Source organism: Candidatus Amarolinea aalborgensis, from assembly GCF_900491745.1.
GTDB classification, from domain to species: domain Bacteria; phylum Chloroflexota; class Anaerolineae; order SSC4; family Amarolineaceae; genus Amarolinea; species Amarolinea aalborgensis.
The window spans coordinates 170,976-196,971 of record NZ_UETR01000009.1; the positions used below are offsets into that span (position 1 = coordinate 170,976).

Below are 25,996 nucleotides of genomic sequence, written 5' to 3' on the forward strand. Positions count from 1 at the left end.
CAAAGCCGCAAAGACACGAAGGAATCGGTTTGCGTCTCAGTGCCTTTGTGTCTTTGTGTGAGTCATTGGGTTCCGGCTTGTTCGGGCTAGGAGGTCGTTCATAGTCATGCGTGTTCTGCTGGTGACCAACATGTACCCATCGCCCCGTCGGCCCCACTTCGGCACCTTTGTGCACGACGAGGTGGAGGCGCTGCGCAAACTGGGCGTGGAGATGGATGTCTTCTTTGCCGATGGGCAGCGCCGCACGCTCAATTATCTGACCGGCATGGCCGGCGTGTTTGGGCGCAGCCTGACGCGCCGCCGTTATGACGTGGTGCATGCGCATTATGTGTTCAGCGGTGTGCTGGCGCGCTGCCAGGCGCGCTGGCCGCTGGTGCTGACGCTGCACGGCAGCGAAGTGGCTGTGGGCTGGACGCCTCCCCTCTCACGCTGGATCGCGCGGCTGTCCGACTGGGTCATCGTCACTTCCCCGCGGGTGCTCGATGATCTGCACATGAACCTGCCGCACGTATCGGTCATTCCCTGCGGCATTGATCTCGACCTTTTCACGCCAGGCGAGCAAACCGCCGCGCGTGCGCGCCTGGGCATGCCGGCCGAGCGTAAGCTGGTCGTCTTCGTCGGCGAGCCGCGGCCAGAGAAGCAGGTGCATTTGTTGGCCGGCGCGGTGGCGCGTCTGCAAGCCGCGGGGGAGCCGGTTGACCTGGTGATCGCCAGCGGTCAGCCGCATGAACGGATGCCTTTGTTCATGCAGGCCGCGGACGTGCTTGGCCTGACCTCCAGCTATGAAGGCTCGCCCATGGTCATCAAAGAGGCGATGGCCTGCAATTTGCCTATCGTCGCCACCGACGTGGGCGACGTGGCGCAGGTGATTGGCGAGACGGCCGGCTGCTATCTGTGCGCGCCGACGGTCGAGAGCGTGGCCGACCGCTTGGCGCAGGCCCTGGCGTTCGGCGGGCGCACCGACGGTCGTGAGCGCATCCGTCATTTGTCTGGCGATGGCGCCGCGCGCCAGGTGCTTGCTGTCTATCGTGAGGTGTTGCGATGAATCAGCCTGATGGCGCACGCCGCGTGTTAGTGATTTTGGGCCAAGGCGGGCATACAGCAGAAATTTTACGCCTGGTGGACATGCTGGCTGCGCGCGAGGCGCCGTTCACTTACCAGTACCTGATTACCCGTGAAGACAACGTGTCTGCGCAGCGTATCCGCATCCCCGGCGCGATCTACTGGGTCAACCGCACACGCTACAAATCGTACGCCATGTGGCAGGAGATTCTGCGCAGCCTGCTGGCGCTGGTGCAATCCTTCTTTGTCATCCTGCGCGCGCGTCCCCATGCGGTGGTCACATCAGGTCCGGCTGTAGCGGTGCCCGTGGCGCTGTGGGCCAGGCTGTTCGGCGCGCGCGTCATCTTCATCGAGTGTGGGGCGCGTGTCACCCGCCTGTCGTTGACCGGTCGCCTGATGAAGCGCCTGGCGCACCTCTTTTTTGTGCAGTGGCCCGAACTGCTGGACGATTATCCGCAGGCAATTTACGCAGGACGGCTGGTATGATCTTTGTCACGGTGGGCGCAGGTGATTTCAATGCCTTGATTCAGGCCATGGATGAGCTGGCCCCGCAGTTGGCCGCGGCCGGGCAAAAAGTGCTGCTGCAAATCGGGCATGGCGCGTATGTGCCGCAGCACGCCGAATACTTCCGCTTTGCTCCTTCGCTGGAGCCGTATTTCGACCAGGCAGACGTAATCGTGTCACATGGCGGCATCGGCGTCGTCACCGAAGTGCTGCGTATGGGCAAGCGCCTGGTGGGCGTCAGCAACCACGACCGCTACGACGACCACCAGGATGACCTGCTGCGCGCGATGGCCTCACGCGGACACCTGGTCTGGTGCCAGGACATGCACCATTTAGCCGATGCCATTGCGCAGGCAAGCACCACATCGTTGCTTCCCTACCAAGAAGAACCAGGGCAGATCGCTGAGATCATCATTGATTTTGTACTCAATGGCCGGCGCTAGGCTAGAGATGATCATCCCCCCCCATTCTCGCACCCAGCCATCCAAAATGCAACGCACGCTCGACCCCAAGGAACGCAGACGGGGGTTGGTGAACACAAAGAAACGGCAAATTAGCCACCAATTGGCAACATCTCTGCGATCAAGAAGATCGTTTACATTTGGAAGTTCCACCTGGTGCCACATTGCGGCAACAGGTCGGTTGTGCTACAATCAAAGGGTGAGAGCATCACGATAACGACAAGCCACAAAGGGCAATTTGAACCATGACACTCAACGATATCTTGCAGGACATCCACGCTGTCGAGGAAGACTTGTTGATGTACGAACGTAAGTACGGCGTCTTGTCTGATACATTTTACGAATCGTACGCAAGTGGTGAAGAACCAGATGACGACGCCTGGGTATTGGACTGGGCTGACTGGGCTGGCTCCTACCAGATCTGGTTGCGCAGACGTGCTCAGTACCAACAGATCATTTTGGCCTTGAAAAAACAAACTGCTCTCTCTGACCTCATCAAGCGGACGGCACGTCGTGAACCCCTTCCAATCCCTGCATGATTACGAAGAGTTTGTCTATCGCCTCCCTCATGATGTTGCAACGGTGATCTACTCAACGTTGATCATCGCAAGGCGCGGCGCACGCATGGCAACCCTGGCGGGCGAGATCGCTTTTGCAGGTGGGTACCGCATCGTTATCAGGGAGCGTTTGACGTTTGATAATGGTCCACTCATGATCGAGCAGTACGGATATGAAGCCTGGCGCAATAACGAGAAGCTATACTGGTATGATTCGCAGGCACACCCTGGCGACTCAACGCTCGCGAGTACGCATCCACATCACAAGCATATCCCACCGGACATCAAGCATCACCGGGTTCCAGCTCCTGGCCTAAGTTTCATGGCACCAAATTTGCTTCAAATTATTCGAGAAGTCGAGACTCTTATCGAGCACGCGTGATTGCCCTCTCCAATGTGATTGACCCTGCACAACTCCCGATCCGATACGCTTGGCAAGGGAGCATCCAGTGATGTGTTTGACCGATCTTGCTTGCTGACTATAATCCCTTGCACATGAATACCGTCAACTGGCAAGCGCGGCCGTCTCGCCATCTACTGCTTCTGATCCTGGTCACCGCGGGCATGATCTTCTTGTATGGGCAAATTCCCTACACGACAGAGCCGTATGCCCGCTGGGACTTGTACCACTACCGCCAGATCACGGCCGCGGCGCCGCAGATCACCAACAGCGTACAGCAACCCTTCGCCTACCGCTTGTTGGGACCTTACCTGGCCGGTCTGTTACCGCTGCCCGACGCGACGGCCTATTATCTGTTGACCGTGACCGCGGCGCTGCTGTTAGTCGTCCTGACTTACTTCTTTCTTCTGGCCTGGCCGCTCACCCCGCCGGCCGCGCTGCTGGCGACGCTGCTCTTCGTCTTCAACAAGCACCTCTTCGGGTTCAATGTCTGGGACTTCTTCGCGCTCAATGACGTGCTGTCGTTGATTTTCCTGGTCATTCTGCTGTGGGCGCTCATGCATCAGCGCTGGCCGTTGTTCGCGCTGATCCTGACCCTGGGCGCGGCGACGCGTGAAACGGCCCTGGTGATGCTGCCTGTGGCCCTGGCCTATTTGATCGAGCGCCGCCTGCTGGGACAGCACGCGCGGGCCTTGCTGTTGGCCTCGCTGCCGGGCATCGTCGTCTTTGGCGCGCTGCGCCTGCTGGTGGGCCACACGGGCGGCCTGAGCCTTGCAGACCAGCTTGCGCGTTCCGCGCCCAAGCTGTTAGCGCCAGAGACCTGGTTCCGCCTGCTGTTGAACTCGTTCTTGCCCGTCAGTCTGCTGCCCCTGGTTTTCTGGCGTCATACCCGGGCCTTCTTCCGCGGCCAGCGCTATCTACTCGTCTACCTGACGCTCATTCTGGTCAGCGCCTTTTTTGGCTATGACAACGAGCGCCTGATGGCCCCGGCCTTCATCGTTTTTTACCTGCTCATCGCCGCCATCATCGAGAACCTGCGGTTGACGGCGTCGGGTGGCCTGCGCTGGTTGCTCGTCGGCGCTGGCTTTGCTGCCAGTTTCCAGCATCTGATCGGACGTTACCCGCTCCCCGCGCCGTGGCTGACGACTACTTTGTCCCTGGGCGCCACGTTGTGCGCCACACTGGCGTGTCTGCTGGTCGCGCGCACACGCCGGCCCCCAACCTTGACCCCCGCTGCCCTCGCCATCCATTCTAGTTTCTGGGTAATCTGACCGTTGGACGCTGGCGTACTCTCTCATCTGCTCCGTTCCAAAGGCCTCTGGCACGTGCCGCGGCGCTTTGCCATGCTGCTGGCGCGCCTGGGACTGACTCCTGGGCGTTTTGTGGACGCGCTCGGTGCGATCGTCGAGGTCTTGACGCGGCATGGCGCGTCCGCCAGTTTCCCGACCACGGGAGTGGCCCTGGCGCGCCATCCGCTGCCTCTCCAGCGCCTGGCCGCGCACGGGATCGAAGTGGCCGTCCACAGCTATCACCACGTTGACTTGAGCCTGCAGCCGCCGGCCGCGCAGCGTGATCAGGTAGTCCGTGCGCGCCATGCCTTTGCACAAAATCACGTCCCCGCGGTCGGCTTTCGGGCGCCTTACCTGCGCTGGAACCGCGAGCTGCTTCGCCTCTTGTTTGCCCACGGCTTTACCTACGACAGCAGCACCTGCGCCCTGTGGCCGGTCCTGTCGCCGGCGCAAGCGGCCGCGCCGGTGATCCAGACGGTGCTCGATTTCTATCGCCCGCTGGATGCGGCGCGCGCTCCGGTTTTGCCCTATCTGCTGCCCGAAGGACTGGTTGAGATTCCAGTTTCGCTGCCTGATGACGAGATGCTGATGGATCGGCTGGGCCTGGCGGCGGCCGACATTGCGCCGATCTGGCGCGCGATGCTGCAGGCCAGCCATCAAGCCGGCGAGCTCCTGGTCCTGCAGTTGCATCCAGAGCGCGGGCTCGCGCTCGCGCCGGCGTTGGACAGCGTGTTGACCGCCGCGCGGGCTTTACAGCCGGCCGTTTGGATCACGACGCTGGCCGAGGTGTCGGAATGGTGGAAAATTCGCCCGCAGTGCCAGATTCACCTGCAAGGTCTGGCTGCCGGTTGCTGGGAAATCAATGTCAAAGCGCCAGCCGCCGCGCGCATGCTGGCGCAAGGGCCGTTGACCATCGAAACGAGCGCAGAAACCATCCACGATCCGCACATGATCTCAAGCTGGCCGCACGTGACCGATGTGACCGCCGCATCCTTTGTCGTGCGCAGTGAGTTGCGGCCCTTCGTCGGCGTGGCGCCCGACAGCAGCCAGGAGCTGCTCGGCTTCTTGCGCCAGCAAGGCTATGTGGTGGAAATCAGCCCAGAGCGCGCGCGTTACCCGGTTTACTTCGATTGGGCCAGCTTTGACCTGGCCGCGCAGGCGCGCCAGGCGATTCAGATGGTTGAGGCGCCCAGCGCGCCGCTGCTCCGTTTCAGCCGCTGGCCGGCCGCGGCCCGCAGCGCCCTGGTGATCAGCGGGGATATTGATTCGCTCACGCTTTGGGATTACCTGTGGCGTTTGTCCGAGGGCTGATGGGGCCAGGCCGCGTGTAGGAGTTGAGGGTTTGACGTTTATCATCACCGACCGGCCGGCGCGCACGGCCTGGCAGCAGTTCGTGAGCAGCCATCCAGACGGCAACATCTTCCAGACGCCAGATTTTGCTGACGTGGTTGCGGGCACCCATGGGTGGTCTTCACGCACGTTGGCGGCCGTAGACGCCGCTAACGGCGAGATCGGAGCCTTGTGGCCGGCGGTGTTGACCACGGTTTTAGGTGGCCTGCTGCAGCCATTTGCCACACGGGCCGTGCTTTTTGGCGGCATGTTGGTCGCGCCCAATCGCCTGGGGCAGGACGCCCTGGCGTTCTTACTGCCAACGGTCAATCGTCGCGCCTGGGGACGTTTTCTTTTTACCGAACTGCGGCATCAAAACGCGGCGACCGGCTGGCAGGCGTCGCTCGAGGCGGGTGGGTTTCGTTGGGAGCCGCATTTGAACTTCTTGATTGACCTGCGCCAATCCGAAGAGGCTCTCTGGAATGGGCTAAGCAGCAGCGCGCGACGCAATGTGCGCACGGCGCAGAAAAAGGGCGTCAGCGCCGTCACGGTGCACGACCAGGCGGGAGTCAAAACATTTTACGGACTGCTGCGCAAGGTGTACGACCATGCCGGTGTGCATCTGACCGATGTCTCGCTCTTTCAACGGGCGTTTGAGGTGCTCGGTTCACAGGGGCAATTCCAAATCGTGCTAGCCATGGCTGATGGCGTCGCTATTGGCGGCCGCGCTTCCTTGTTGTACAAGGATCGCCTGCTGGATTGGTACGCTGGCGCTGATCGTGAGTATGCAAGGCTCTACCCCAATGATTTCCTGGTCTGGCATCTTTTGCAATGGGGCCGCGCGCAGGGGCGCCAGGTCTTTGATTTTGGCGGCGCAGGTCACCCGGACAAGCCATATGGCGTACGCGACTTCAAAGAACGCTTTGGCGGTCAGCTGGTGAATTATGGGCGCAGCGTGAAAATCCATGCGCCCTGGTATGGCCTGGCGGTGAGGGCTTATGACATCTATCAAAGGCGGAGAACGCGCCCATGACGCAAGCAAGTAAGCAGGATGCGCCCTTGCCGGCGCCAACCATTCATCCGACGGCGCAGGTATCGCCCCAGGCGATGCTGGGGGCGGGCACCAGCGTGTGGAATTGGGCGCAGATTCGCGAGGGCGCCCGGCTGGGCGCGCAGTGCATCATTGCCAAAGGGGTCTACATTGACGTCGGCGTCCAGATTGGCAATCGCGTCAAGATTCAGAACCATGTGTCGGTCTATCACGGCGTCACCCTGGAAGACGGTGTTTTTGTCGGACCGCATGTCTGCTTCACCAACGATCGCCTGCCGCGGGCCATCAACGCGGACGGGACGTTGAAAGGCGATAGCGACTGGACGGTGACGCCGATTTTGGTGCGCGCCGGGGCCGCGTTGGGCGCCAACAGCGTCATCTTGCCCGGCGTGACGATTGGGCGCTGGGCGTTGGTCGGCGCGGGCGCGGTCGTCACGCACGACGTGCCCGATCATGGGCTGGTGGTGGGCAATCCGGCTCGTCTGGTAGGCTATGTCTGCCGGTGCGCTAATCGCCTAACGGTTGCCAATGCGGTCGGGGTGTGTCCAGCATGCGGCCTGGAAATTGAACTATTGGACTGGCAGGAGAACCTATGCTGAAAGTTGCCGTCGTCGGGGTGGGCGCGATGGGGCGCAACCATGCCCGCATCTTCGCCGAAATGCCGCAAACCCACCTCGCGGCTGTGGCCGATGTGGATGCTGAGGCGGCTGCGCAGGTGGCGCGGACGTACAAAGCGGAGGCCTACGCCGATTTCGAAAGAATGTTGGCGGTTGAGCGACCCGATGTGGTGTCGGTGGCAGTGCCCACGCGGCTGCACCAGCCGGTGGCCGTGGCTGTCCTGGAAGCGGGCAGCCATGTCTTTGTGGAAAAACCGCTGGCGCTTTCGGTCGCTGATGGTCAAGCGATTCTCGATGCCGTGCATCGCACCGGCCGCAAACTGGCCGTGGGTCACATCGAACGCTTCAACCCAGCCGTGGTCGAGCTCAAACATCTCCTGGATGAAGGGCAACTGGGGCGCATCTTTCAACTGCGCTCGCGACGCGTCGGCCCCTTTCCGCCCCGCGTTGAAGATGTGGGCGTGGTGTTTGACCTGGCAACGCACGAGGTCAACATCCTGGAGTATCTGACGAAAGCACGTGTGACCTCGCTGTATGCGGAAACCGCGCGCGAGATTCACGCCGCACACGAAGATCTATTATCGGGCGTTCTGAAGTTTAGCAATGGCGCGGTTGGCGTGCTGGACATCAACTGGCTGACGCCGAAGAAGTTCCGTGAACTGACGATCATCGGTGAGCGAGGCATGTTTGCCGTCAACTACTTGACCCAGGAGCTGCAGTTTTTCGAGAACAGCAGCGCCAGCAACGGCCAATGGGAAGGGCTGACGGCATTGATGGGCGTGAGCGAAGGGCGCGTGGTGAAATACGAATTGAAGCGCAAAGAGCCGTTGCGCGCAGAGTTCGAATCTTTTGTCAGCGCCGTGATTGAGAATCACCCGCCGCTGATTGACGGCGCCGAAGGCCTACGCGCCGTGTTATTGGCCGAGAAGATCGTCGAATCGGGCCGCACACACCAAATCATCCGACTGACGTGACGCCTATCGCACGCGTTGCATCGAGGGGGCGCCGCCGCAGACCGGAGCGCGGCGTCCGAACCCATCAAATTTGATTTGCCAAAGGTTTTGGGCTGTGCTAAGATGGCCCGATTTTGGGCGCCTTCCTCGCAGCGACGCGTTGGAAGGTGATCTTTTGTTGACCTTTGTTTTACTGGCCCAACATGACAAAGGTCATGGCCGTCTTGGTGAACAAAATGTCATCATCCCCGCGCCTGTTGTTCATCTAGGTTTCATCTTGCGGCCTTAGGATAAGAGCGGAAAAATAGGATTTTTCGCGGCCTAGACCTATATCTTAATGTGGAGTACGAGAAAAGATTGGCTTCCGCCCAGATAGATCACGAATATCATCCTGACTGGCTCAACACCGTGGCCTTAGGACAGTACCTGGATCATGTTGAACGCCAGTTTATCTTGTCAACCTTAACCCGTGATCCCTCCGTACACAAACTGGTGGATTTATCGGGCGGTTCTGGACGCATTGCCGTTCCCTTGGCTCAGCTTGGATACGATGTGACGGTGACTGACGTCTCGATCATCCCGCTGCGTCGCTTGCGCCAAAAAGATCATTCGATTCGAGCGGAACTGGTGGATGCCACAACGCCTGTGCTTCCTCTGGCCGATGGCAGTGTAGACGCCGCGTTGTGCATCCAGGTTCCCTTCTACGTAGAGGATGGACGCAACTGGTTTTTTCGTGAAGTGCACCGAGTCGTTCGCCCGGGGGGCTGGCTGATCGTCACCTCCACCAATCGCCTGTCTTACAAAGGGTGGCTTCGTCGCTTCCTGCTTGTGCTGGGACGGATGGAGCCGCAATCGTGGCATCGCTTTGAGTATGTCTCCACGCCCGTTGACATGGAGACACGCTTGAACCAGGCAGGCTTCTCGGTGGAGCGTCACCTCGGCTACAACTGGGCGCCAACACTGCGTTTTTCTGATACCGCGCTGCTGCCGGTGTACACAACGATCGAACGGCTCGTGGGGCTTGATCGCATACCAGCGCTCAGTCCCTGGGTCATCACCAGTGCACGCCGCATGCCGCTCGACGCCTGACCGCCCACGGACGCGAGCAAAAGGTTACAAGAATGGACGGTATACTTTGCTCTATACAACAATGACTGCCCACCGTTGGCTGCCGTTCTCCCAGACTGCACACGGAGGGAATTCGACATGACGCATCAAACGCTGACTCAATGGGTTGCAGCTTTGATTTGCCTGGCTGTGCTCTTACTGGCCCCGGCGGCGAGCGCCACCAGAGCGACCCAGGATGCACCGGTTTCTGCGGACGCGCCTGCGGTGACGGCGCCGGCTGCGCCTGGCCCCCCGGCCTCGCGCCCTGGCATCTACTTCAAGGATGATTCGTCGTTTTGGTATGGCACGGCCGATACCAATCGTTATCACCTGGACGGCACCGTGATGAACTGGTCATGGGCTTACCTGGAAACTGGGTACGGCAGCTATCGCCCTGATCGCGTCAACTGGCTCTTGAGCCAATCAACAGCCAAAGGCAAAAAGGGCGCGTTCGCCATCAGTCCTTACGGCGGCGGCCGCTCGTATGAAACGGGCGTGCGCGATTTGCCTGCCTACATGTGGGACACGAACAGCTATCCGGCGGCCGACGTAGATCAGTATACGTTTGAAATTTGTAAGTTCTCTGGTCCGGCCTGCGCCAATGCAAACGCCGATCACCGACGCTTACCCATGTACTGGCGTCCAGCCTTCCTGCAGCGTTATCGGGCGCTGGCGCAGTATTACGGCGAACGTTACATGAACGATACACGGCTCGAGTTCGTGGCCATGGGCTTTGGCACCTACGGTGAAGCCCATATGGTCAACTCAACCGAAGATAAGTACATCATGGAACTGGCCATGCACGCCGATGGCATTACGAATTACACGCAGGCCTGGCGTGACTACACAACCGACGTCGTAGATGCTTTTTATGACGCGTTCAGTGTGTACGATGCCAACCAGGGACGACGGGTGTTGAAGAAGCAGCTGCTTGTACAGATCGCTTCGTTTACCTACCAGGTGAGCGAGCGCCGCGACATGGGGGATTATGCCGCCAGTCTCGGCATCGGCATCTCACTCAACGGCCTGACCCCGGACTTCAACTTTGCTGAAGTCGGCGATGGCCTTTCGGGTTGTCAAAACTGCGGCATGTACGATGTGTTGAACTTGCATTACAATCAAGTGCCAACCGTATTCGAGACCTACTGGTACATGCTGCAAAGCCCCCGTTCATTCTACTGGGGCTTGCTCAGCGGCCTGGATAAACACGCCTATTACCTGCGCCTGGATGAGTCATTGTTCGTGGAGAACAATTCAAGCCCTTACCCGGCGCCGCCCCCCAACATTGATCGCACCGAGTACCTTAACATGATCCAGCGTTGGCGGCCTTATGTGGGCGCCAACCTGAGCAATACGCCCAGCGTGTGGGTGGTGATGCGCGACCATCGTAATCCCATCTACTACGACTACGCCTTCGAGGAGTCGTCGTTCTTCCCGCAGTTGGGCAATTTCGAATTCTGGCTCTATCAAAACGACAACGTACTTGGTGGTCATACCGTGCCAGAGTCCAACGATCCCTTCATCAGCCCGGATCCGGCCATCAATCCGGCCGCGGGCTGGCCCAACAGCTGCGGCGGCATCCCGTGCTTCTCGACCTCCTATGTCTACGGGCTGGGGAACTGCGGCGCGCCGGCTGGGGCGGGGCCTGCCTACTGTAACACCAACGCGTACAATCCCGATTTGCCGAGCGGCATGGAAGGATGGGTTGTACGGCGCACGGCGCAGGAAACCAACAACCCTTACATGTGGCTGCGGGTGCATCCTGACTACATCACCGTCGGCAAGAACACCGTGGACATCAAGGTAACCTACGCCGACATGGGCGCCGACACGTGGTCGCTCGATTATGAGGCCATTGGCGGCGTCATGCGCTCCGCCACGCCGAACGGCGGCGCCAATGCTTACGTGACCAAGACCAACAGCCGCACCTGGAAAACGGCGACGTTCCACATCACCGATGCGCGCATGGGCAAGGGGCTGCGCACGGATGATGGCGGCCTGGCCGAGAGCGATTTCCGCATCAACGCTCGCGGCGACGGCAATGAGTGGATTCACATGGTGGATGTCAAACTGCTGCAGCATGAGGTCGAACCGACGCCAACAGCGACGCCGACGGTGACGCGCACGCCTACGGCAACACCCACGAATACATCAGCGCCAACGAGTACGCCGACGCCAACGAACACGCCCACGCCGACAAAGACGCCGACCGTGACCCCGACGCCCACGATTACTCCCACGCCGACCCCCAGCGTTGGCTCCATCCAGGGCGTCGTATTCGAGGATTTGAACCAGAATTGGGTTCTCGACCCCGGCGAACAACCGATCGCGGGAGCCATCATCACGCTGCGCCGCGGCGCCGCCGATCTGAGTCAAATCACGACCGGGGCGAATGGCGCTTATGCGTTCACCTCACTGACGCCAGACCAGTATCAAGTCAGAGAGACAGACCCGCCCGGCTACACGTCTACCAGTCCAAACAGTTGGCTGCTCGTCGTTCAGGCCGGCGTGACGCTCACGCAGAATTTCGGCGATATTCCCAAAGCTCGCGCGCAAGGCTTGGTTTATCTCGATGTCAATCAGAACGGTCAGCCAGACGTGAACGAGCCGCGCCTGAGCGGGGTTGACATACGCTTGCATCGCGACGTCAATCAAAACGGTCAGCTCGACGCCGCGGACGCACTGCTGGGGACCACGTCCAGTGACAGCAGCGGACAATATCGGTTCCTTGCACTCGATCCCGGCGCTTACCTGGCGCAGGAAGCGGCGGTTCCCAGCGGCTATGCCGTCATCGGCAACACCGTGCGCGCCTTTAACATTGCAAATACAGAAACCATCACGGTCAACTTTGCGCACACGCGCTTCATGCAGTGGTACTTTCCGTTGATGGGCCGCTAAGCATGGCGCAGGCCGATGATGGTAGATCAGGCCGGCAGGTCGGACGAGGTTTCCTGGCTTTCGGCATAGCCGTCACAGCCATGGCCGGGCTCCTGATCCTGGGCGCGCCAGCGAGCGCCGCACAACCGATGATGGGCAGCTTGCTGACCCCAACGCCTACCGTGGATGTCAACCAGGCGCCGGATGTCTTCTGCGGCAGCAGCGTGCAAGGCGATACGCGCGGACAGCCAGCCAATGTGACGACTTACGCCTGTCGCAGCGATTGGCAAGAAACTGGACCTGAGGCTGTTTTTCAGTTCCACTTTCTGGAGCCGCAGCCGGTGACGATCAGCCTGGCGTCGCTGTTGCCCGGGGTGGACCTGGATGTCTTCCTGCTGGCGTCGGCTGACCCGGCGAGCTGCGTGGCCGCCGGCGACAGCGGCCTGGCGTTGGCGGACTTGCCCGCCGGCCAGGATTACGTGCTGGTGGTGGATGGGTATCAGGGCAGTGCAGGGCCGTTCCATTTGACGATTCAGTGTCCGTTTGGCCCCCAGGCTACGGCGACCCCGACGCCTACGCCTACGCTGACAGCGACCCCCACGCGTACACCGACGTCAACCGCGACGGCGACCGCCACCGCCACCCTCACGGCCACCGCCTCCCCTACGGCGACGCCAGGGCCGCGGCGGTTGCCCCTGGTAGGATGGCGTATGGCGCCGACGCCAACGCCGCCGGTGCAAACGCTGGTGTTGCAGCTGGGGCGGAATGGGTTCAGCGATCAGCAGGACACGACGCTAGATAGCTGGCGCCCAACGACGGCCCAGGGTAACTCGACAACCTTGCTGGCGCGCTGGAATCGTAGTGCGCAGATAGATGAAAAGACGCCGCTGCTGCGCTTTGGCTTGGCCCCGCTCCCCACCGCCGCGCATGTGGTTTCGGCCAGTCTGGAAGTGTACGTCGTCGAGCGGAGTTTGCAGACAGACATGGTTCTGCAGGCCTACGGGTTGCAGCGTGCGTGGAGCGAATTGGCTGCAACCTGGGAACTGGCAACCAGCTCTGTCCGCTGGACAGCGCCGGGCGCGAATGGCCCTGGCCAGGATCGTGATTTTGGTCCGACCGCCGCAACGCCCATCAGTGCGGTCGGTCGCTGGTATGACGTGGACGTGACGCACGTGCTGCGGCGTTGGCAGGTCAACCGTCAGACCAATCATGGCCTGGCCCTGAAGGCAAGCGCCGGCAGCGAAAATGCCAATGTAGAGTTTATAATGGCGAGCGCCCAATTTCCCGTGGCCGCACAGCGACCTAAATTAGTGATAACTTATTGGACGCCATTGTTCTAGAGGAGGATTATTCCATGATCGAGGGAGGCATTCGAAGAAGGGGGAACCAGCGCATCGGCTGGCTCGAACTGTTCGACCTCACGGATGACGAGCAGGCGGTTCAACGGAGGCGTCTGCAAAAAATGATGAATGAACGGGTTTACTTGATTGTCAAGCGCGCTTTTGATATCGTCGTGGCTTCGCTGCTTCTGATCATCCTGTCGCCCTTGTTCCTCATTTTGGCGCTGGCCGTGAAGCTGGATTCGCCCGGCCCGGTCATATTCGTCAGTCCGCGCGCGGGCAAAAACGGCAGGCCTTTTCCTTTCTTCAAGTTTCGCTCGATGTACAACGGTGTCAATCACTTAGCCGCGCACCAAGAGTTCGTCAAGCAGTATCTGAATGGCGACAACGAGCACGGCGCCCATGACCACAACGGCAATCATATCTTCAAGCCGGCTGTCATCAAACAGGGCGTGACGCCGGTTGGTCGCATCCTGCGCAAGACAAGCCTGGATGAGCTGCCGCAGTTGATCAATGTGCTGCGCGGCGAGATGTCGCTCGTTGGCCCGCGGCCCCCCATGCCCTATGAGTTGGCCTACTACAAGGATTGGCACATGCGCCGCTTGGATGTGACGCCCGGCCTCACCAGCCTGGCGCAGGTCAATGGCCGCAGCAGCCTGCCTTTCGACAAAAGCGCCAGCCTGGACATCGAATATATCGAAAATCGCACGTTCTGGCTTGACCTACGCATTTTGCTGGCCACCGTTCCGGTCATTCTGACGATGCGTGACGCCGGCTGATCCGGCGCGATCTTTTAGCTGACAGTACACCGGCTTTGGCGTTCGCTGGCTATCACCAGTTCGGCCAAAACCGGTGCTTTTTTTGTCCGCCGCCCCGCGATGCAGTCTGTGTCATGTACTTTGGGCTGTCTCTCCTGTCCGTGCTAAAATAACGGGGGAGACGGCTGTCATGACGCAATTGCATTGGATTGAACCTACAACGATCACCGCGCCCCCTGCGCTGGCCGCGGCCGTCGGCGGACACCCCCTCGTGGCCGACATCCTGGCCCGCCGCGGGCTGACCGATCCAGCCGCGGCCGCAGCGTTCCTTGATTGGCGGCGCTATGCCCCTGCGCCGCCTGCAGACCTGCCCGGCGTTACACCAGCCGCTGATCTCCTCTGGCAAGCCATCCGGCAGCGCCGTCAGTTGGCCGTATGGGGTGATTTCGACGTAGATGGTCAAACGGCCACAGCCCTGCTGGTGGATGGTCTGCGCGACCTGGGGGCGCAGCCTCATTTCTTCATCCCCAACCGCCTCAGCGATGGCCATGGCATCAAGCTGCCAACTCTGGAGAAGCTGCTGGCCCGCGGCGTGGATGTCCTCCTGACCTGCGACACGGGCGTGACCGAGCACGAGGCCCTTGCCCTGGCGCGCGCGCGCGGCGTTCAAGTCATTGTCACCGATCACCACGATCTCCCGCTCGACTTGCCGCCGGTGGAGGCCCTGGTCGAACCCAAGCTGCTGGCGCGGCAGCACCCCTTGCGCGAACTACCCGGCGTCGGCGTCGCGTTTATCTTGATGCAGGCGCTTTACGGCCGCGCGGGGCGCGCGGGCGATGAGGCGCGCCTGCTTGACCTGGTGGCCCTGGGGATCGTGGCCGATGTGGCGCGGCAGGTGGGCGACACCCGTTACCTGCTGCAGCGCGGCCTTCTGGCGCTGCGCCAGTCGTCACGCCTGGGACTGCAGGCCTTGATGACGCAGGCGAATCTCGATCCCGCGCGCGTCGACGCGGAGACGATTGGCTTTCAGCTTGGCCCGCGGCTCAACGCGCTGGGGCGCCTGTCCGACGCCACGCAGGCCGTGGAGCTGCTGACCACCGCCGACGCCACGACCGCGCGCGTCTTGGCGGCTCAGTTGGAAGGGCTGAACAATCAGCGCAAGCTGCTGTGCGATCAGGTTGAGGCTGCCGCGCAAGAGATGCTCGTGCGTGAGCCGTCGCTGTTGGATGGGCAGATGCTGCTCCTGCTCAATCCGCATTGGCATCCCGGCGTGCTCGGCATTGTCGCCAACCGCCTGGCTGAGCAGTATCGGCGCCCCGTCCTCCTGTTGATGCAAACGCAGGATGGATTGGCGCGTGGCTCTGCGCGCGGGGTGCCCGGTATTGACCTGGGCGCGGCCATCGCGGCCAATGCGCATCTGCTGGAACGCTTCGGCGGTCACGCCGGCGCCGCCGGTTTGACCGTGCGCCTGGAACGCGTGCCCGAACTGCGCCGCGCGCTTTCGAACACCGTGGCCGCGATTCGCACCACGCCCGACGATGCGTATGCGCTGGCGCTCGATGCGATATTGCCGCTTCAAGACCTATCGCTGCCATTGGTGCAGGAATTGAACCGCCTGGCGCCTTTCGGCGAAGGCAACCCGCCGGTGACGCTGGCGACCTTGGGCGTGACGGTTCAGAGCCATCGCTTGATCGGGCGCAATCGTCGCCATCGTAAGCTGACGGTTGCCGATGAGCAAGGCCATGTGCAGGATGTCGTGTGGTGGGGCGGCGCAGACGCTGATCTACCCGAAGGCGCCCTGGATATCGCGTACACGCTGGCGCAGAATGAGTTTCGCGGGGACACCTCCCTGCAGTTGGTCGTGCGCGCCGTGCGCTTACGCCGTCCAGAGACCGTCGAGGTGAAAGTCGCGCCCGTGCGTGCGCCAATTACCGATTTGCGCATGCTGGCTGACCCACTGAGCGCGGTACGCGGCCTGTTGGCGAGCGATGAGAAGTGGCAGATTTGGGGCGAAGGTCATGTGGCGTTCGAAGGGCCAGTGCGCGACCGGTGCAGTTTGGACGTTGGCCGGCCATTGATTATCTGGAGTGCGCCGCCAGGGCGGGCCGAACTGGAACGGGTGTTAGAGCGCGTGGCGCCTCCCCAAATCGCTCTCGTCAACCTGGTGACGGCCGAGGATCGGCTGGAATTATTTCTGCGTAATTTGCTCGGCATGGCGAAATTCGCCTTGACACGCCGCGGCGGTGAGATGCACGTGCCGGCTGTGGCGGCCGGTCTCGGCCAACGTGAGCTGACCGTGCGCCGGGGCTTGACCTGGCTCGAGCGCTTTGGCCGGTTGCAAATTCAGGCCTGGCTGACCAGCGACCGTGTGCGCCTGGCGCCGGTCGCCGAATCAGCCGGGCCTACTGCATCCTCAATCGAGGCGCGGCGCGAAACTGAACGTGCGATTGCTCAGGCTGAGCTGCATGCGCTCCTGGCGGAAGCGGCCGCATTCCGCGCCTTCTGCCGCCGCGCGCCCATCGAAGCATGGCTGGGAGAACCGCAAACACCGGTGTAACGCCAACGAGGGCGCACCACCGGTCAATAGTCTCAGTTTGCCAGGGCCGTAAACATCACAACGGTCATCATCACGCAGACCACAAGCACGATGAACATCATATAGACCTCCATCCCGTTCGGATCATTCATCCCCGCGGAACACAGAGGAACATCGCTTCGCGTTTTGCAGCCTCATTATGACAGGCAGCCGGTCTTGTTGCCTTACAGAACGTTGTCAGGCAAACCGCAGCCACCTGACAGTTTGCCCCCACGAGCAACACCTTATGATGGATTGGATTCCAGATTTTCTCACGGCAAGCCGTTTGTTGTTAGCAGGGATCATCATCGTCCTCGGTGCAACCCACGGTCGCCAGGTTACGCCTACCGTGGTGATCCTGGTCATCATTGCGTGGACGACCGATAACCTCGACGGCTTCATTGCGCGGCGTATTCCCAAACGCCCTCCCTCGTGGCTGGGACGTCACGACTTTGCCATTGATGTGATCTTCACCTGGGCAACGCTGGTCTATATCCTGCTGACCGGCTTCCTGGCCTGGTGGATTGGCATCGCGTACACGTTGGTGGCCTTGATCGTCGCCTGGCACGCGCGTCGCAAGCCAATCACTATTCTCTTCCTGCGCCTGGTTGACGTCACAGCCGCGGTGTTGGTTCTTTGGTACTATCCCATGTTGGGGTTGGCATTGATGGTTTTCCTGCTGCTGCTGGCCGCGGTGCAGTGGCCTCGACTCTCGCGGGACAGCGTCATCTGGGCCAAGACGGTGTGGAGTTTACTGCGAGACTTCTTCCGTGGGCGTAACTCGGTGTCGTAGCTGAGGTGGTAAACGAACGTGGCGAGATTCCCCTTGCGCAGAGGCTGGCGGCACGGCCGGTCGCCGCGCAAGCCGCGATGGTTCTTGACGGCGACGGCTCCTTATCCGGCGAGACTGCGCAAGGTTGGCTGGCGCGCAACACAACCCTCGCAGGGGTTACGGAACATCACAACGTTCACTCGTCACGGTGTTGCGCGCCTCTGAGTGCGTCATCTCGTCGCAGCCCTGCGAGGGGGCGTCCCCTTGCGCAGGCTGGCGGCACGGCCGGTCGCCGCGCAAGCCGCGATGGTTCTTGACGGCGACGGCTCCTTATCCGGCGAGACTGCGCAAGGTTGGCTGGCGCGCAACACAACCCTCGCAGGGGTTACGGAACATCACAACGTTCACTCGTCACGGTGTTGCGCGCCTCTGAGTGCGTCATCTCGTCGCAGCCCTGCGAGGGGGCGTCCCCTTGCGCAGGCTGGCGGCACGGCCGGTCGCCGCGCAAGCCGCGATGGTTCTTGACGGCGACGGCTCCTTATCCGGCGAGACTGCGCAAGGTTGGCTGGCGCGCAACACAACCCTCGCAGGGGTTACGGAACATCACAACGTTCACTCATCACGGCGTTGCGCGCCTCTGAGTGCGTCATCTCGTCGCAGCCCTGCGAGGGGGACTTATCAAAGCAGCAGTTCGGCCATCACCCGTAAGCCTTCGATGTTGAAGGTGGTGATATTGAGCGTGGTGATCGGGCTGCGGCGCCAAAGCTCCAGGCGCTCCGCGATGCGCTCCTTGGGACCGCACAGCGCGACATCGTCCACCAGCTCATCAGGCACGGCGGCCATCGCTTCCCATTTCTTACCCGCCAGGTACAAATCCTGAATGCGGTCAGCGGCTTTGGTATAGCCGTAGCGGCAGGCCAGGTCGTGATAGAAATTCTTGCCCTTCGCGCCCATGCCGCCGATGTACAGGGCCAGGAACGGCTTGACCAGGTTGCGCGCGTTGTTGACATCTTTACCAACCGACACCGGCACCGACGGGGCAATATCAAAATTCGCCACGCTTTTGCCGCCGCCGGCTTTGGCAAACCCGGCTTCGATCTGGGGCTGGTAGGTCTCCGCGTAATGGCGCGGCGAGAAGAAGATGGGCAGCCAGCCGTCGGCAATTTCAGCCGCCAGTTCGACGTTCTTGGGACCAATGGCCGCCAGGTAGATCGGCATGTCGGCGCGGCCGTGTAGAATGCTCTTCAGCGGCTTGCCCAGTCCGGTGGCATCCGCGCCCTGGTACGGAATCTGGTAAAACTCGCCGTTGTGGACCAGGGGCGCCTCGCGGGCGAAGATGTGGCGCACGATGCTGACATACTCGCGCGTTTTGCCTAACGGTTTGCCGTAGGCCTGGCCGTGCCAGCCTTCGACAACCTGCGGGCCAGAAAGCCCCAGGCCAAGCAAAAAACGCCCGCCGCTCAGTTGATCGAGCGTCATCGCGGTCATCGCGGTGTTGGCCGGCGTACGCGCCGGCATCTGCATGATGGCCGTGCCCAGGTGGATTTGGCTGGTCAGCGCGCCCATCCAGGCCAGGGGCGTAACCGCATCAGAGCCGTAGGACTCCGCTGTCCACACGACGTACGCGCCCAAACGATCGGCCTCTTGAATCATTTCCAAGGGCAGCTCGATCTTGGCGCCGGAGTAACCGACATTGACACCGAGTCGGAGTGATGGCATGGTTTCCTCACAAGTCAGAATCTGGGCACACAATCATCATAACACGATGCGCAAGGTTAAGCCAAATCTAAGCCTACTTGCCGCCCTTCTCGAACTTACGAATCTTCTCCCACAACGGTGAATCGTCCATGTCCTCCATGGCCCGCCGCAGCTCGATGATCTGGTCGCGCAGCTGCGCAGCTTTCTCGAACTCCAGGGATTGGGCGGCGGTTTTCATTTCTTTCTCCAGCAGCTTGATGATGCGCGCGGCTTCGTCTTTGGGCAGCGCGGCCAGGGACAGCGACCGCGTGGGCGCGCCGTCCTCGCCGCCCACCTGGTAGACCGGCCGTTCTTCGGCCACAGCCCTGCCGCCGGCCACGCGCTGCGTCAAGTCACGCACCGACTTGCTGATGCTGCGCGGCTCGATGCCGTGCGCCTTGTTGTGCGCCAGTTGAATGTCACGGCGCCGATTGGTCTCATCCATCGCCTTGCGCATCGAATCGGTCACCCGGTCCGCGTAGAAGATGGCCGTGCCGTTCACATGGCGCGCCGCGCGCCCAACTGTCTGAATCAGCGCGGATTCCGAGCGCAGGAAGCCCTCTTTGTCTGCATCCAGCACCGCCACCAGCGAGACTTCCGGCAGGTCAAGGCCCTCGCGCAGCAGGTTGATGCCGACTACGACATCGTGCACGCCCAGGCGCAGGTCGCGCAGAATCTCGATGCGCTCCAGGGTGTCAATGTCCGAGTGCAGGTAGTGCACCTTGATGTTGATCTCGCGCAGATAGTCGGCCAGGTCTTCGGCCATGCGCTTGGTCAACGTGGTGACGAGGACGCGCTCACCCCGCGCGGTGCGCAGGCGAATTTCTCGAATCAGATCATCAATCTGACCCTGGGTTGGCCGCACAATCACCTGTGGATCCACCAGGCCGGTAGGGCGAATGATCTGTTCGACGATCTGGCTCGCATGGCCGCGCTCGTACGGGCCAGGCGTGGCGCTGGTGTAAATCACCTGGTTGATCAACGACTCGAACTCCTCGAAGGTCAATGGGCGGTTGTCCAGCGCGCTGGGCAGGCGGAAGCCGTACTGCACAAGCACTTCCTTGCGGTTGCGGTCGCCCCGGTACATGCCCGAAATCTGCGGGATCGTCATGTGGCTCTCGTCCACCACCAGCAGCCAATCGGCCGGGAAGTAGTCCAGCAAGGTCCAAGGGCGAGCGCCGGCAGGACGCCGCGCCAGGGGCCGGCTGTAATTCTCGATGCCGGAGCAGAAGCCGACCTCGCGCATCATCTCCAGGTCGTAGCGCGTGCGCTGTTCCAGGCGCTGCGCTTCCAGCAGTTTGCCCTCAGCCTTGAACTGCTTGAGCTGCGCTTCCAGCTCGGCTTCGATGTCCTGCAGCGCCTCCACGAGCTTGTCCTGCGGCGTGATGAAGTGCTTGGCGGGATAAATGTCCACCGCCTGATGCTCCGCCAACACCTCGCCGGTCAATGCGTCCACCTCCGTGATGCGCTCGATCTGATCGCCCCAGAACTCGATGCGGAAGGCCTGCTCGCCGTACGCGGGCAAGACCTCCAGCGTATCGCCGCGCACGCGAAACTTGCCGCGCTGCAGCGTGCCATCGTTGCGATCGTAGTAGATGCTGACCAGCTCACGCAGCACGGTGTCGCGGCGGACGGTGGCGCCGGCGCGCAGATTGACCACCGCGCGACCGTAATCCTCCGGGCTGCCAAGGCCGTAGATGGCCGAGACAGAGGCCACGATCACCACATCGCGACGGCTCAGAAGGGCCGAGGTGGCCGCCAGGCGCAGGCGGTCAATCTCTTCGTTGATCTGCGCATCTTTTTCGATGTAGGTGTCGGTCTTGGGCGCGTACGCCTCAGGCTGATAGTAGTCGTAGTAGGAGACGAAGTATTCGACCGAGTTTTGGGGCAGCAGTTCTTTCAACTCGCTGTAGAGCTGCGCGGCCAGCGTCTTGTTGTGCGCCATCACCAGCGTAGGCCGCTGCACCTGTTCGATCACCCAGGCCATGACGGCCGTCTTGCCGGTGCCGGTGGCGCCCAGCAGCGTCTGGTGTTGAAAACCCTCACGCAGGCCCGTCACCAGGCTCTGAATGGCTTTCGGTTGATCGCCGGTCGGTTGGAAATCAGAAACAACTTTGAAATCAGGCATGGTTGTCACCAATCAGAGTGCAAAGTGCAAAGTGCAAAGTGCAAAGCGAACACTTGTTTTGTTTGGGGATATTATAGCGCACAGGGCCAGGCTGTCCAAGTGCGCGCTAGAGTTGGGTGCATTTCAGTTTGGGGGCGGGTCCGACGTCGGGCGATTGAGGCTTCGTCGTGAGCGGCTCGACCGAGACTTCGGCGAGGCTCACCGCACGGTTCGACAGGCTCACCGCACGGTTCGACAGGCTCACCGCACGGTTCGACAGGCTCACCGCACGGGGCCTGAGCTTGTCGAAGGCCGCTGCAACCACCTCCAAGCCCAACCGAAGCCGGCTACGCAGCGGAACTGAAATGCGCCCGCTACGAGATGCAAGTCCCTCCGGGGCCGTCAGGCCCGATAGGGCCTTCGACCTTGTAGCCCGATCCGTTCACGGTCGGGCGGCGTTGTTTGCGCGCACGCTATCGGGCCAGCAACCCCGCCGGAGGCCCGATAGGGCCTTCCACCTTGTAGCCCGATCCGTTCACGGTCGGGCGGCGTTGGTTGCGCGCACGCTATCGGGCCAGCAACCCCGCCGGAGGCCCGATAGGGCCTTCCACCTTGTAGCCCGATCCGTTCACGGTCGGGCGGCGTTGGTTGCGCGCACGCTATCGGGCCAGCAACCCCGCTGTCAGGCCCGATAGGGCCTTCCACCTCGTAGCCCGATCCGTTCACGGTCGGGCGGCGTTGGTTGTGCGCACGCTATCGGGCCAGCAACCCCGCCGGAGGCCCGATAGGGCCTTCCACCTTGTAGCCCGATCCGTTCACGGTCGGGCGGCGTTGGATGCGCGGGCCATGCGGTCGTCAACCCCGCCGGCTGCCAAAGGCCATCCGGCTACGAGGTGCAAGCCCCTCTGGGGCTACGCCCTGAAATTGAAATGCACCCGTTGAGGGCGTACGCCCACGTGTGCAATCCCGCCGCGCATTTCGTTTCGTCAAGTGCGCACGCCCACGTGCGCAACCATGTCGCGTGCCTCTTTCTGCGTTGGCAATTGAGGGTGGTTAGCGAGCGGCCGCGGCGAGGAGAATGGGTAGGCAGGTGCGGGCGACGCAGGGACCAAACTCGCGCACCGCTTTACGATCGCGGGCCATGCCGCGCGTACCGTCTGTAAATATCAAGCTTGAGGTCGAATCACGCGAACCAACTTTCCAGCCAGCGGTTCGTTGTCTATGATCGCCGTGTGAATTCGGGCTGCCAATCTCTCGATGTCGCGGTCTTCAGTGCAAACAATAATGCATGCATGATTTTGATCCTGGACATGCAGACGAATGAAGTCGCGACGATTAAAAGTGAGCACTGCCCGATTAGTCTCTGTTGCGCAGTGGAGGACGGCGTCGTCTGGGATTCTCAGCCCAGCATTTCCTGCCTCCTGCGTTGTGAGCACGTTATGGTGCAGGCTGCGCAAAGCTATTACGACGTTGAGCCAGAAGTTCTCGTCGGCGTATAGGTGTGCCATCGCTGACTATGATTCCACAGCTACCAGTTCGTTTTCTCGGATGGCATTATCAATTTCCTCGCGGTGGGCCGCCACGTATGCCCAGGCATTGATGAGATCGGTTGGAATGAGGGTCGGGTAGTTTTCCAGCAATTCTGCGTCATTGGCTCCCAAACGCCGGAAATTCTCCAACGTCCATACCGGGATGCGAGTGCGAACAATGCGCGCATCTCCGCCGCAGATGCCGGGCGATTTCTCAATGCCAGGCCATATGCGATTCAGATCGAAAACCAGGCGGTAGTATAGACGCGTCTTTTCCAAGGCATCAAGGCGTTCTATCTGGGCTTCCAGTTCCTGAATTGTCATACAGGCCTCCACGCAATAGCTTTTATCTCATCTCGACTGATTATACTACCTTCTTGGCAGAAGATTCAAAGTTAGCGTACGCACGCCCACATGCAGCTTTAGGCGCTGGCAATTGAGGGAGGGTGGTTAGCGAGCGGCCGCGGCGAGGAGAATGGGTAGGCAGGTGCGGGCGACGCGGGGGCCAAACTCGCGCGTCGCTTCACGGCCGCGGGCCATGCCGGTGGCGTAGTTGGTGACAAAGCAGAGCGAGGCGTAGCGCAGACCCAACTCGCGCGCCAGCCAGACTTCCGGCGCCAGGGTCATGCCCACCACGTCAGCGCCCGCGCGGCCGAAGAGCGCAATTTCGGCCTGCGTCTCCAGGCGCGGGCCTTCGGTGCAGACGTAGGTAACAGGCGCGGCGTGGTAGGTCAGGCGAGCGCCGGTTTCTGGGGGCCGCGCCGCGCTGAGCGCGTGGAGGATGGCCTGGCGCAGCGCAGGGTCGAACGCCGGGCCGGCGGTTGGCTGGCGCCAGCGATCGAAGGTATGGGCGCGGCGCGCACGCGTCCAGTCGAGCAGGTCGGCCGGCGCGACCAGGTCGCCCACGGCCAGCGCGGGGTTGATCGCGCCAACGCCGTTCCAACTGAGAATGGCCTGAAAGCCCAACTGCTGCGCGGCCCACAGGTTGGCGCGATGATTGACAAAGCCGGCTGAACGCTGCAGCTCGCCCACGCCGTGGCGTGAACTGAAGCCCACGGTCAAGCCGCCGCGGCTGGTCAGCCAGGTCACCGGCGCGGCCGGGCCAAAGGGCGTCTCCAGGGTAAGGGTCTCGCCCACCGCGCCAAATTCGGCCAGGTGCAGCCAATAGGCCGCGGTGCCGCCGTAAATGAGGGTGGTAGGTTGTGACGTCGAGTCCATACGCGCATATCCCCAGCCGCGGACGCTACTGTGGGGTCACCAGCACCCAAACCATGCCATTCTGCGCTGCATCCAGCGAGACGCCGATAGTCGGCGCGCCCTCGGTCACCCGCATGCCGTCAATCAGCCTGCTTTGCAGCGGGCGTACCCGACCTACGTCTGATACGGTCAAGCGCTGGTTGGCGGCCACGGCGCCGGCTGCGGGATCAACTTTCACCTGCGCCATGCCGTTCACGACGACAAACATCAGATCACCCGGCATCACCCGGCCGGGGGCGGCCTGCGCGCCATCCAGCACGGCGCCATCCTTCTCACCGTGGGCGATCTGCGCCCGGCCCTGCACGACGCCGATCACCGCCAGGCTCTGGCTGTCTGCACGCTGCGCCTGTACCACCGCGCCCGACGTGCCGGCCAGCGGTGCTTCAGTGCCCGCGGCCGTCACGACGTCACCTTGCTCCAGCGTCGCATCGCCCGTGTTGCGAGCAATGTAAACCAGCTCGCAACCAGTGCAGTTGCCGACCACGAAGATATCCTGGTTGAAATACGCCGAGTTGGTGCCGCCGCTGGTGGCATAGATTGCTGGACTGGTGCCGCTGTTGGAGGCGTAAAGCGCGGCCCACGCGTTACCGCTGGAGGCCGCTGCATAGGCGCGCACACCGTCTCCCGCTCCGGAGTTTTGCGCCCGTAGCGCATAGAGGGTGGCATTGTTGCCCTGGAAGCGAGACCCGTTCTGCGCGCGCACGCTGAATTCGTCATTGGTGGTTGAGCTGAAAACGCTGCCTTGGCTATCTGCCCATACAAATGCACCTGAATGCACCGCTTGGGCTTGACTACCCGCGGCAAATGAACGGCTTCCGGAGGCCAGATTGTTCTCGCCGCCGGCGATCGTGGAGTAACTGCCGCTTGCCTGATTGTGTAGCCCGCCAGAGACCGTTGTGTAATTTCCACTGATCTGATTCTGGGCGCCACCGCCGATCGTAGACACATAGCCAGTGACCACATTGTAGGCGCCGCCCGCAATGGTGGAATAGGCCGCATCGCTGGTTGGGGGAAAGTTATTGCCGACGCGGTTGGCAACGCCGCCGCCCACCGCGCCAAAGTCGTCTGTCACCTGGTTATAGTCGGTCACGGTTCCACCGCCGGCAATGGTCGCTCCCACGACCCCACCGGGGATATCGTTGGCGTCACTTCCTCCCGCCACGTTCGGAACGCTGCCCGGAAGATAGCGCATCGCCGTCTTTCCCCAGGTTTTGATAACCAGCGGTTGGTAGTCCGTAGTTCCGAGATAATTGGCGGCTGATGAAGTGCCGGTGTTGCCGGTGATCGCCCAGTAAGCGTCCACCGGATAGCTACCGTTCTGGTTCCAATGACCGGCGGTGAGCTGGATGTCGAAGATATCAACGTCGTTGTCATGATCAACGTCGCAGGCCGGGTCATAATCAACACCGATTGTACAGGGTCCGCCGAGGGGCTGGGCGAGGCTCGATGCCGGCGAACTGCTGACCGCGGGCAAGACGCCGCCCGCAAGGAGCAGAACTACAACTACACGCATCAGGATCAACTGTCGCTGCATGGGATACCTCCTGGGTTAGGAATGTAAAACACGGCGATCCGGTGGGATGTCGAATCATATCACGTTCCGGCAGGGCGAGCCAAATCACATTGTGCAACGTTGCCGGTTGCAGTACCCGAAGTAAAACCTGATGTAAAAGTATTTCCAGATACAGTACTCTGCCAATTCCAGGCGCTCGCA

22 protein-coding genes are annotated in these 25,996 nt (G+C 61.5%); 16 read left to right on the forward strand and 6 right to left on the reverse strand.

From position 1 onward, the window contains the following. The first annotated feature begins 106 nt into the window (after positions 1–106). The 16 genes from ACPQ6D_RS13840 (at position 107) to ACPQ6D_RS13915 (ending at position 17,673) form a co-directional block, all read left to right on the forward strand. The gene (locus tag ACPQ6D_RS13840) at positions 107–1,045 is read left to right on the forward strand and encodes a glycosyltransferase (RefSeq protein WP_423224924.1); all 939 of its coding nucleotides are present in this window, start codon (positions 107–109) and stop codon (positions 1,043–1,045) included. Next, positions 1,042–1,548, forward strand: coding sequence for a PssD/Cps14F family polysaccharide biosynthesis glycosyltransferase (gene pssD / locus ACPQ6D_RS13845; RefSeq protein WP_423224925.1), 507 nt, complete (start codon positions 1,042–1,044; stop codon positions 1,546–1,548). The genes ACPQ6D_RS13840 and pssD overlap by 4 nt, the downstream gene beginning before the upstream one ends. After that, positions 1,545–2,009, forward strand: a complete 465-nt coding sequence (gene pssE, locus ACPQ6D_RS13850; protein ID WP_423224926.1) for a PssE/Cps14G family polysaccharide biosynthesis glycosyltransferase — start codon at positions 1,545–1,547, stop codon at positions 2,007–2,009. The genes pssD and pssE overlap by 4 nt, the downstream gene beginning before the upstream one ends. Positions 2,010–2,272: 263 nt before the next feature. Next, a complete protein-coding gene (locus ACPQ6D_RS13855; protein WP_423224927.1) occupies positions 2,273–2,566 on the forward strand; it encodes a hypothetical protein in 294 nt (97 codons plus the stop codon). Further along, complete coding sequence (locus tag ACPQ6D_RS13860) at positions 2,541–2,966, forward strand: toxin-antitoxin system TumE family protein (protein WP_423224928.1); 426 nt, start codon at positions 2,541–2,543, stop codon at positions 2,964–2,966. Before ACPQ6D_RS13855 ends, ACPQ6D_RS13860 begins: the two co-directional genes overlap by 26 nt. 86 nt (positions 2,967–3,052) lie before the next feature. Then, positions 3,053–4,255 (forward strand): hypothetical protein, encoded by a 1,203-nt coding sequence (locus ACPQ6D_RS13865; protein WP_423224929.1) that lies wholly within the window; start codon positions 3,053–3,055, stop codon positions 4,253–4,255. 54 nt (positions 4,256–4,309) lie between these two features. Then, a complete protein-coding gene (locus ACPQ6D_RS13870; protein ID WP_423224930.1) occupies positions 4,310–5,584 on the forward strand; it encodes a polysaccharide deacetylase family protein in 1,275 nt (424 codons plus the stop codon). A 31-nt stretch (positions 5,585–5,615) separates the two neighbouring features. Further along, the gene (locus ACPQ6D_RS13875) at positions 5,616–6,635 is read left to right on the forward strand and encodes a lipid II:glycine glycyltransferase FemX (protein WP_423224931.1); all 1,020 of its coding nucleotides are present in this window, start codon (positions 5,616–5,618) and stop codon (positions 6,633–6,635) included. Continuing rightward, entirely contained in the window at positions 6,632–7,252 is a 621-nt protein-coding gene (locus ACPQ6D_RS13880) for an acyltransferase (protein WP_423224932.1), read from the forward strand. Before ACPQ6D_RS13875 ends, ACPQ6D_RS13880 begins: the two co-directional genes overlap by 4 nt. Then, on the forward strand, positions 7,246–8,244 hold the full coding sequence (locus tag ACPQ6D_RS13885) for a Gfo/Idh/MocA family oxidoreductase (protein WP_423224933.1): 999 nt from the start codon (positions 7,246–7,248) through the stop codon (positions 8,242–8,244). The genes ACPQ6D_RS13880 and ACPQ6D_RS13885 overlap by 7 nt, the downstream gene beginning before the upstream one ends. 336 nt (positions 8,245–8,580) lie before the next feature. Beyond that, complete coding sequence (locus ACPQ6D_RS13890; protein WP_423224934.1) at positions 8,581–9,312, forward strand: class I SAM-dependent methyltransferase; 732 nt, start codon at positions 8,581–8,583, stop codon at positions 9,310–9,312. A 117-nt stretch (positions 9,313–9,429) separates the two neighbouring features. Continuing rightward, positions 9,430–12,228, forward strand: a complete 2,799-nt coding sequence (locus ACPQ6D_RS13895; RefSeq protein ID WP_423224935.1) for an SdrD B-like domain-containing protein — start codon at positions 9,430–9,432, stop codon at positions 12,226–12,228. 80 nt (positions 12,229–12,308) lie between these two features. Continuing rightward, the gene (locus ACPQ6D_RS13900) at positions 12,309–13,547 is read left to right on the forward strand and encodes a DNRLRE domain-containing protein (protein ID WP_423224936.1); all 1,239 of its coding nucleotides are present in this window, start codon (positions 12,309–12,311) and stop codon (positions 13,545–13,547) included. A gap of 14 nt (positions 13,548–13,561) precedes the next feature. Then, entirely contained in the window at positions 13,562–14,326 is a 765-nt protein-coding gene (locus tag ACPQ6D_RS13905; RefSeq protein ID WP_423224937.1) for a sugar transferase, read from the forward strand. A 169-nt stretch (positions 14,327–14,495) separates the two neighbouring features. Beyond that, positions 14,496–16,862 carry a single-stranded-DNA-specific exonuclease RecJ gene (gene recJ / locus ACPQ6D_RS13910; RefSeq protein WP_423224938.1) on the forward strand — a complete coding sequence of 789 codons (2,367 nt, stop codon included), beginning with the start codon at positions 14,496–14,498 and terminating at the stop codon, positions 16,860–16,862. A gap of 265 nt (positions 16,863–17,127) precedes the next feature. After that, complete coding sequence (locus tag ACPQ6D_RS13915) at positions 17,128–17,673, forward strand: CDP-alcohol phosphatidyltransferase family protein (RefSeq protein WP_423224939.1); 546 nt, start codon at positions 17,128–17,130, stop codon at positions 17,671–17,673. Between the two features lie 657 nt (positions 17,674–18,330). Here ACPQ6D_RS13915 and ACPQ6D_RS13920 read toward each other — a convergent pair. From ACPQ6D_RS13920 to ACPQ6D_RS13945, 6 genes are all read right to left on the reverse strand, one after another. Then, on the reverse strand, positions 18,331–19,371 hold the full coding sequence (locus ACPQ6D_RS13920) for an LLM class F420-dependent oxidoreductase (protein WP_423224940.1): 1,041 nt from the start codon (positions 19,369–19,371) through the stop codon (positions 18,331–18,333). 73 nt (positions 19,372–19,444) lie between these two features. Continuing rightward, complete coding sequence (gene uvrB / locus ACPQ6D_RS13925) at positions 19,445–21,517, reverse strand: excinuclease ABC subunit UvrB (RefSeq protein WP_423224941.1); 2,073 nt, start codon at positions 21,515–21,517, stop codon at positions 19,445–19,447. A 1,145-nt stretch (positions 21,518–22,662) separates the two neighbouring features. Further along, on the reverse strand, positions 22,663–23,004 hold the full coding sequence (locus tag ACPQ6D_RS13930; RefSeq protein ID WP_423224942.1) for a DUF5615 family PIN-like protein: 342 nt from the start codon (positions 23,002–23,004) through the stop codon (positions 22,663–22,665). Between the two features lie 6 nt (positions 23,005–23,010). Beyond that, positions 23,011–23,349: a DUF433 domain-containing protein gene (locus ACPQ6D_RS13935; RefSeq protein ID WP_423224943.1), complete on the reverse strand. Its 339-nt coding sequence runs from the start codon at positions 23,347–23,349 to the stop codon at positions 23,011–23,013. Positions 23,350–23,475: 126 nt separating this feature from the next. Continuing rightward, positions 23,476–24,243: an MTAP family purine nucleoside phosphorylase gene (locus ACPQ6D_RS13940; RefSeq protein WP_423224944.1), complete on the reverse strand. Its 768-nt coding sequence runs from the start codon at positions 24,241–24,243 to the stop codon at positions 23,476–23,478. 25 nt (positions 24,244–24,268) lie between these two features. Further along, positions 24,269–25,816, reverse strand: coding sequence for a hypothetical protein (locus tag ACPQ6D_RS13945; RefSeq protein WP_423224945.1), 1,548 nt, complete (start codon positions 25,814–25,816; stop codon positions 24,269–24,271). Positions 25,817–25,996 lie beyond the last annotated feature (180 nt).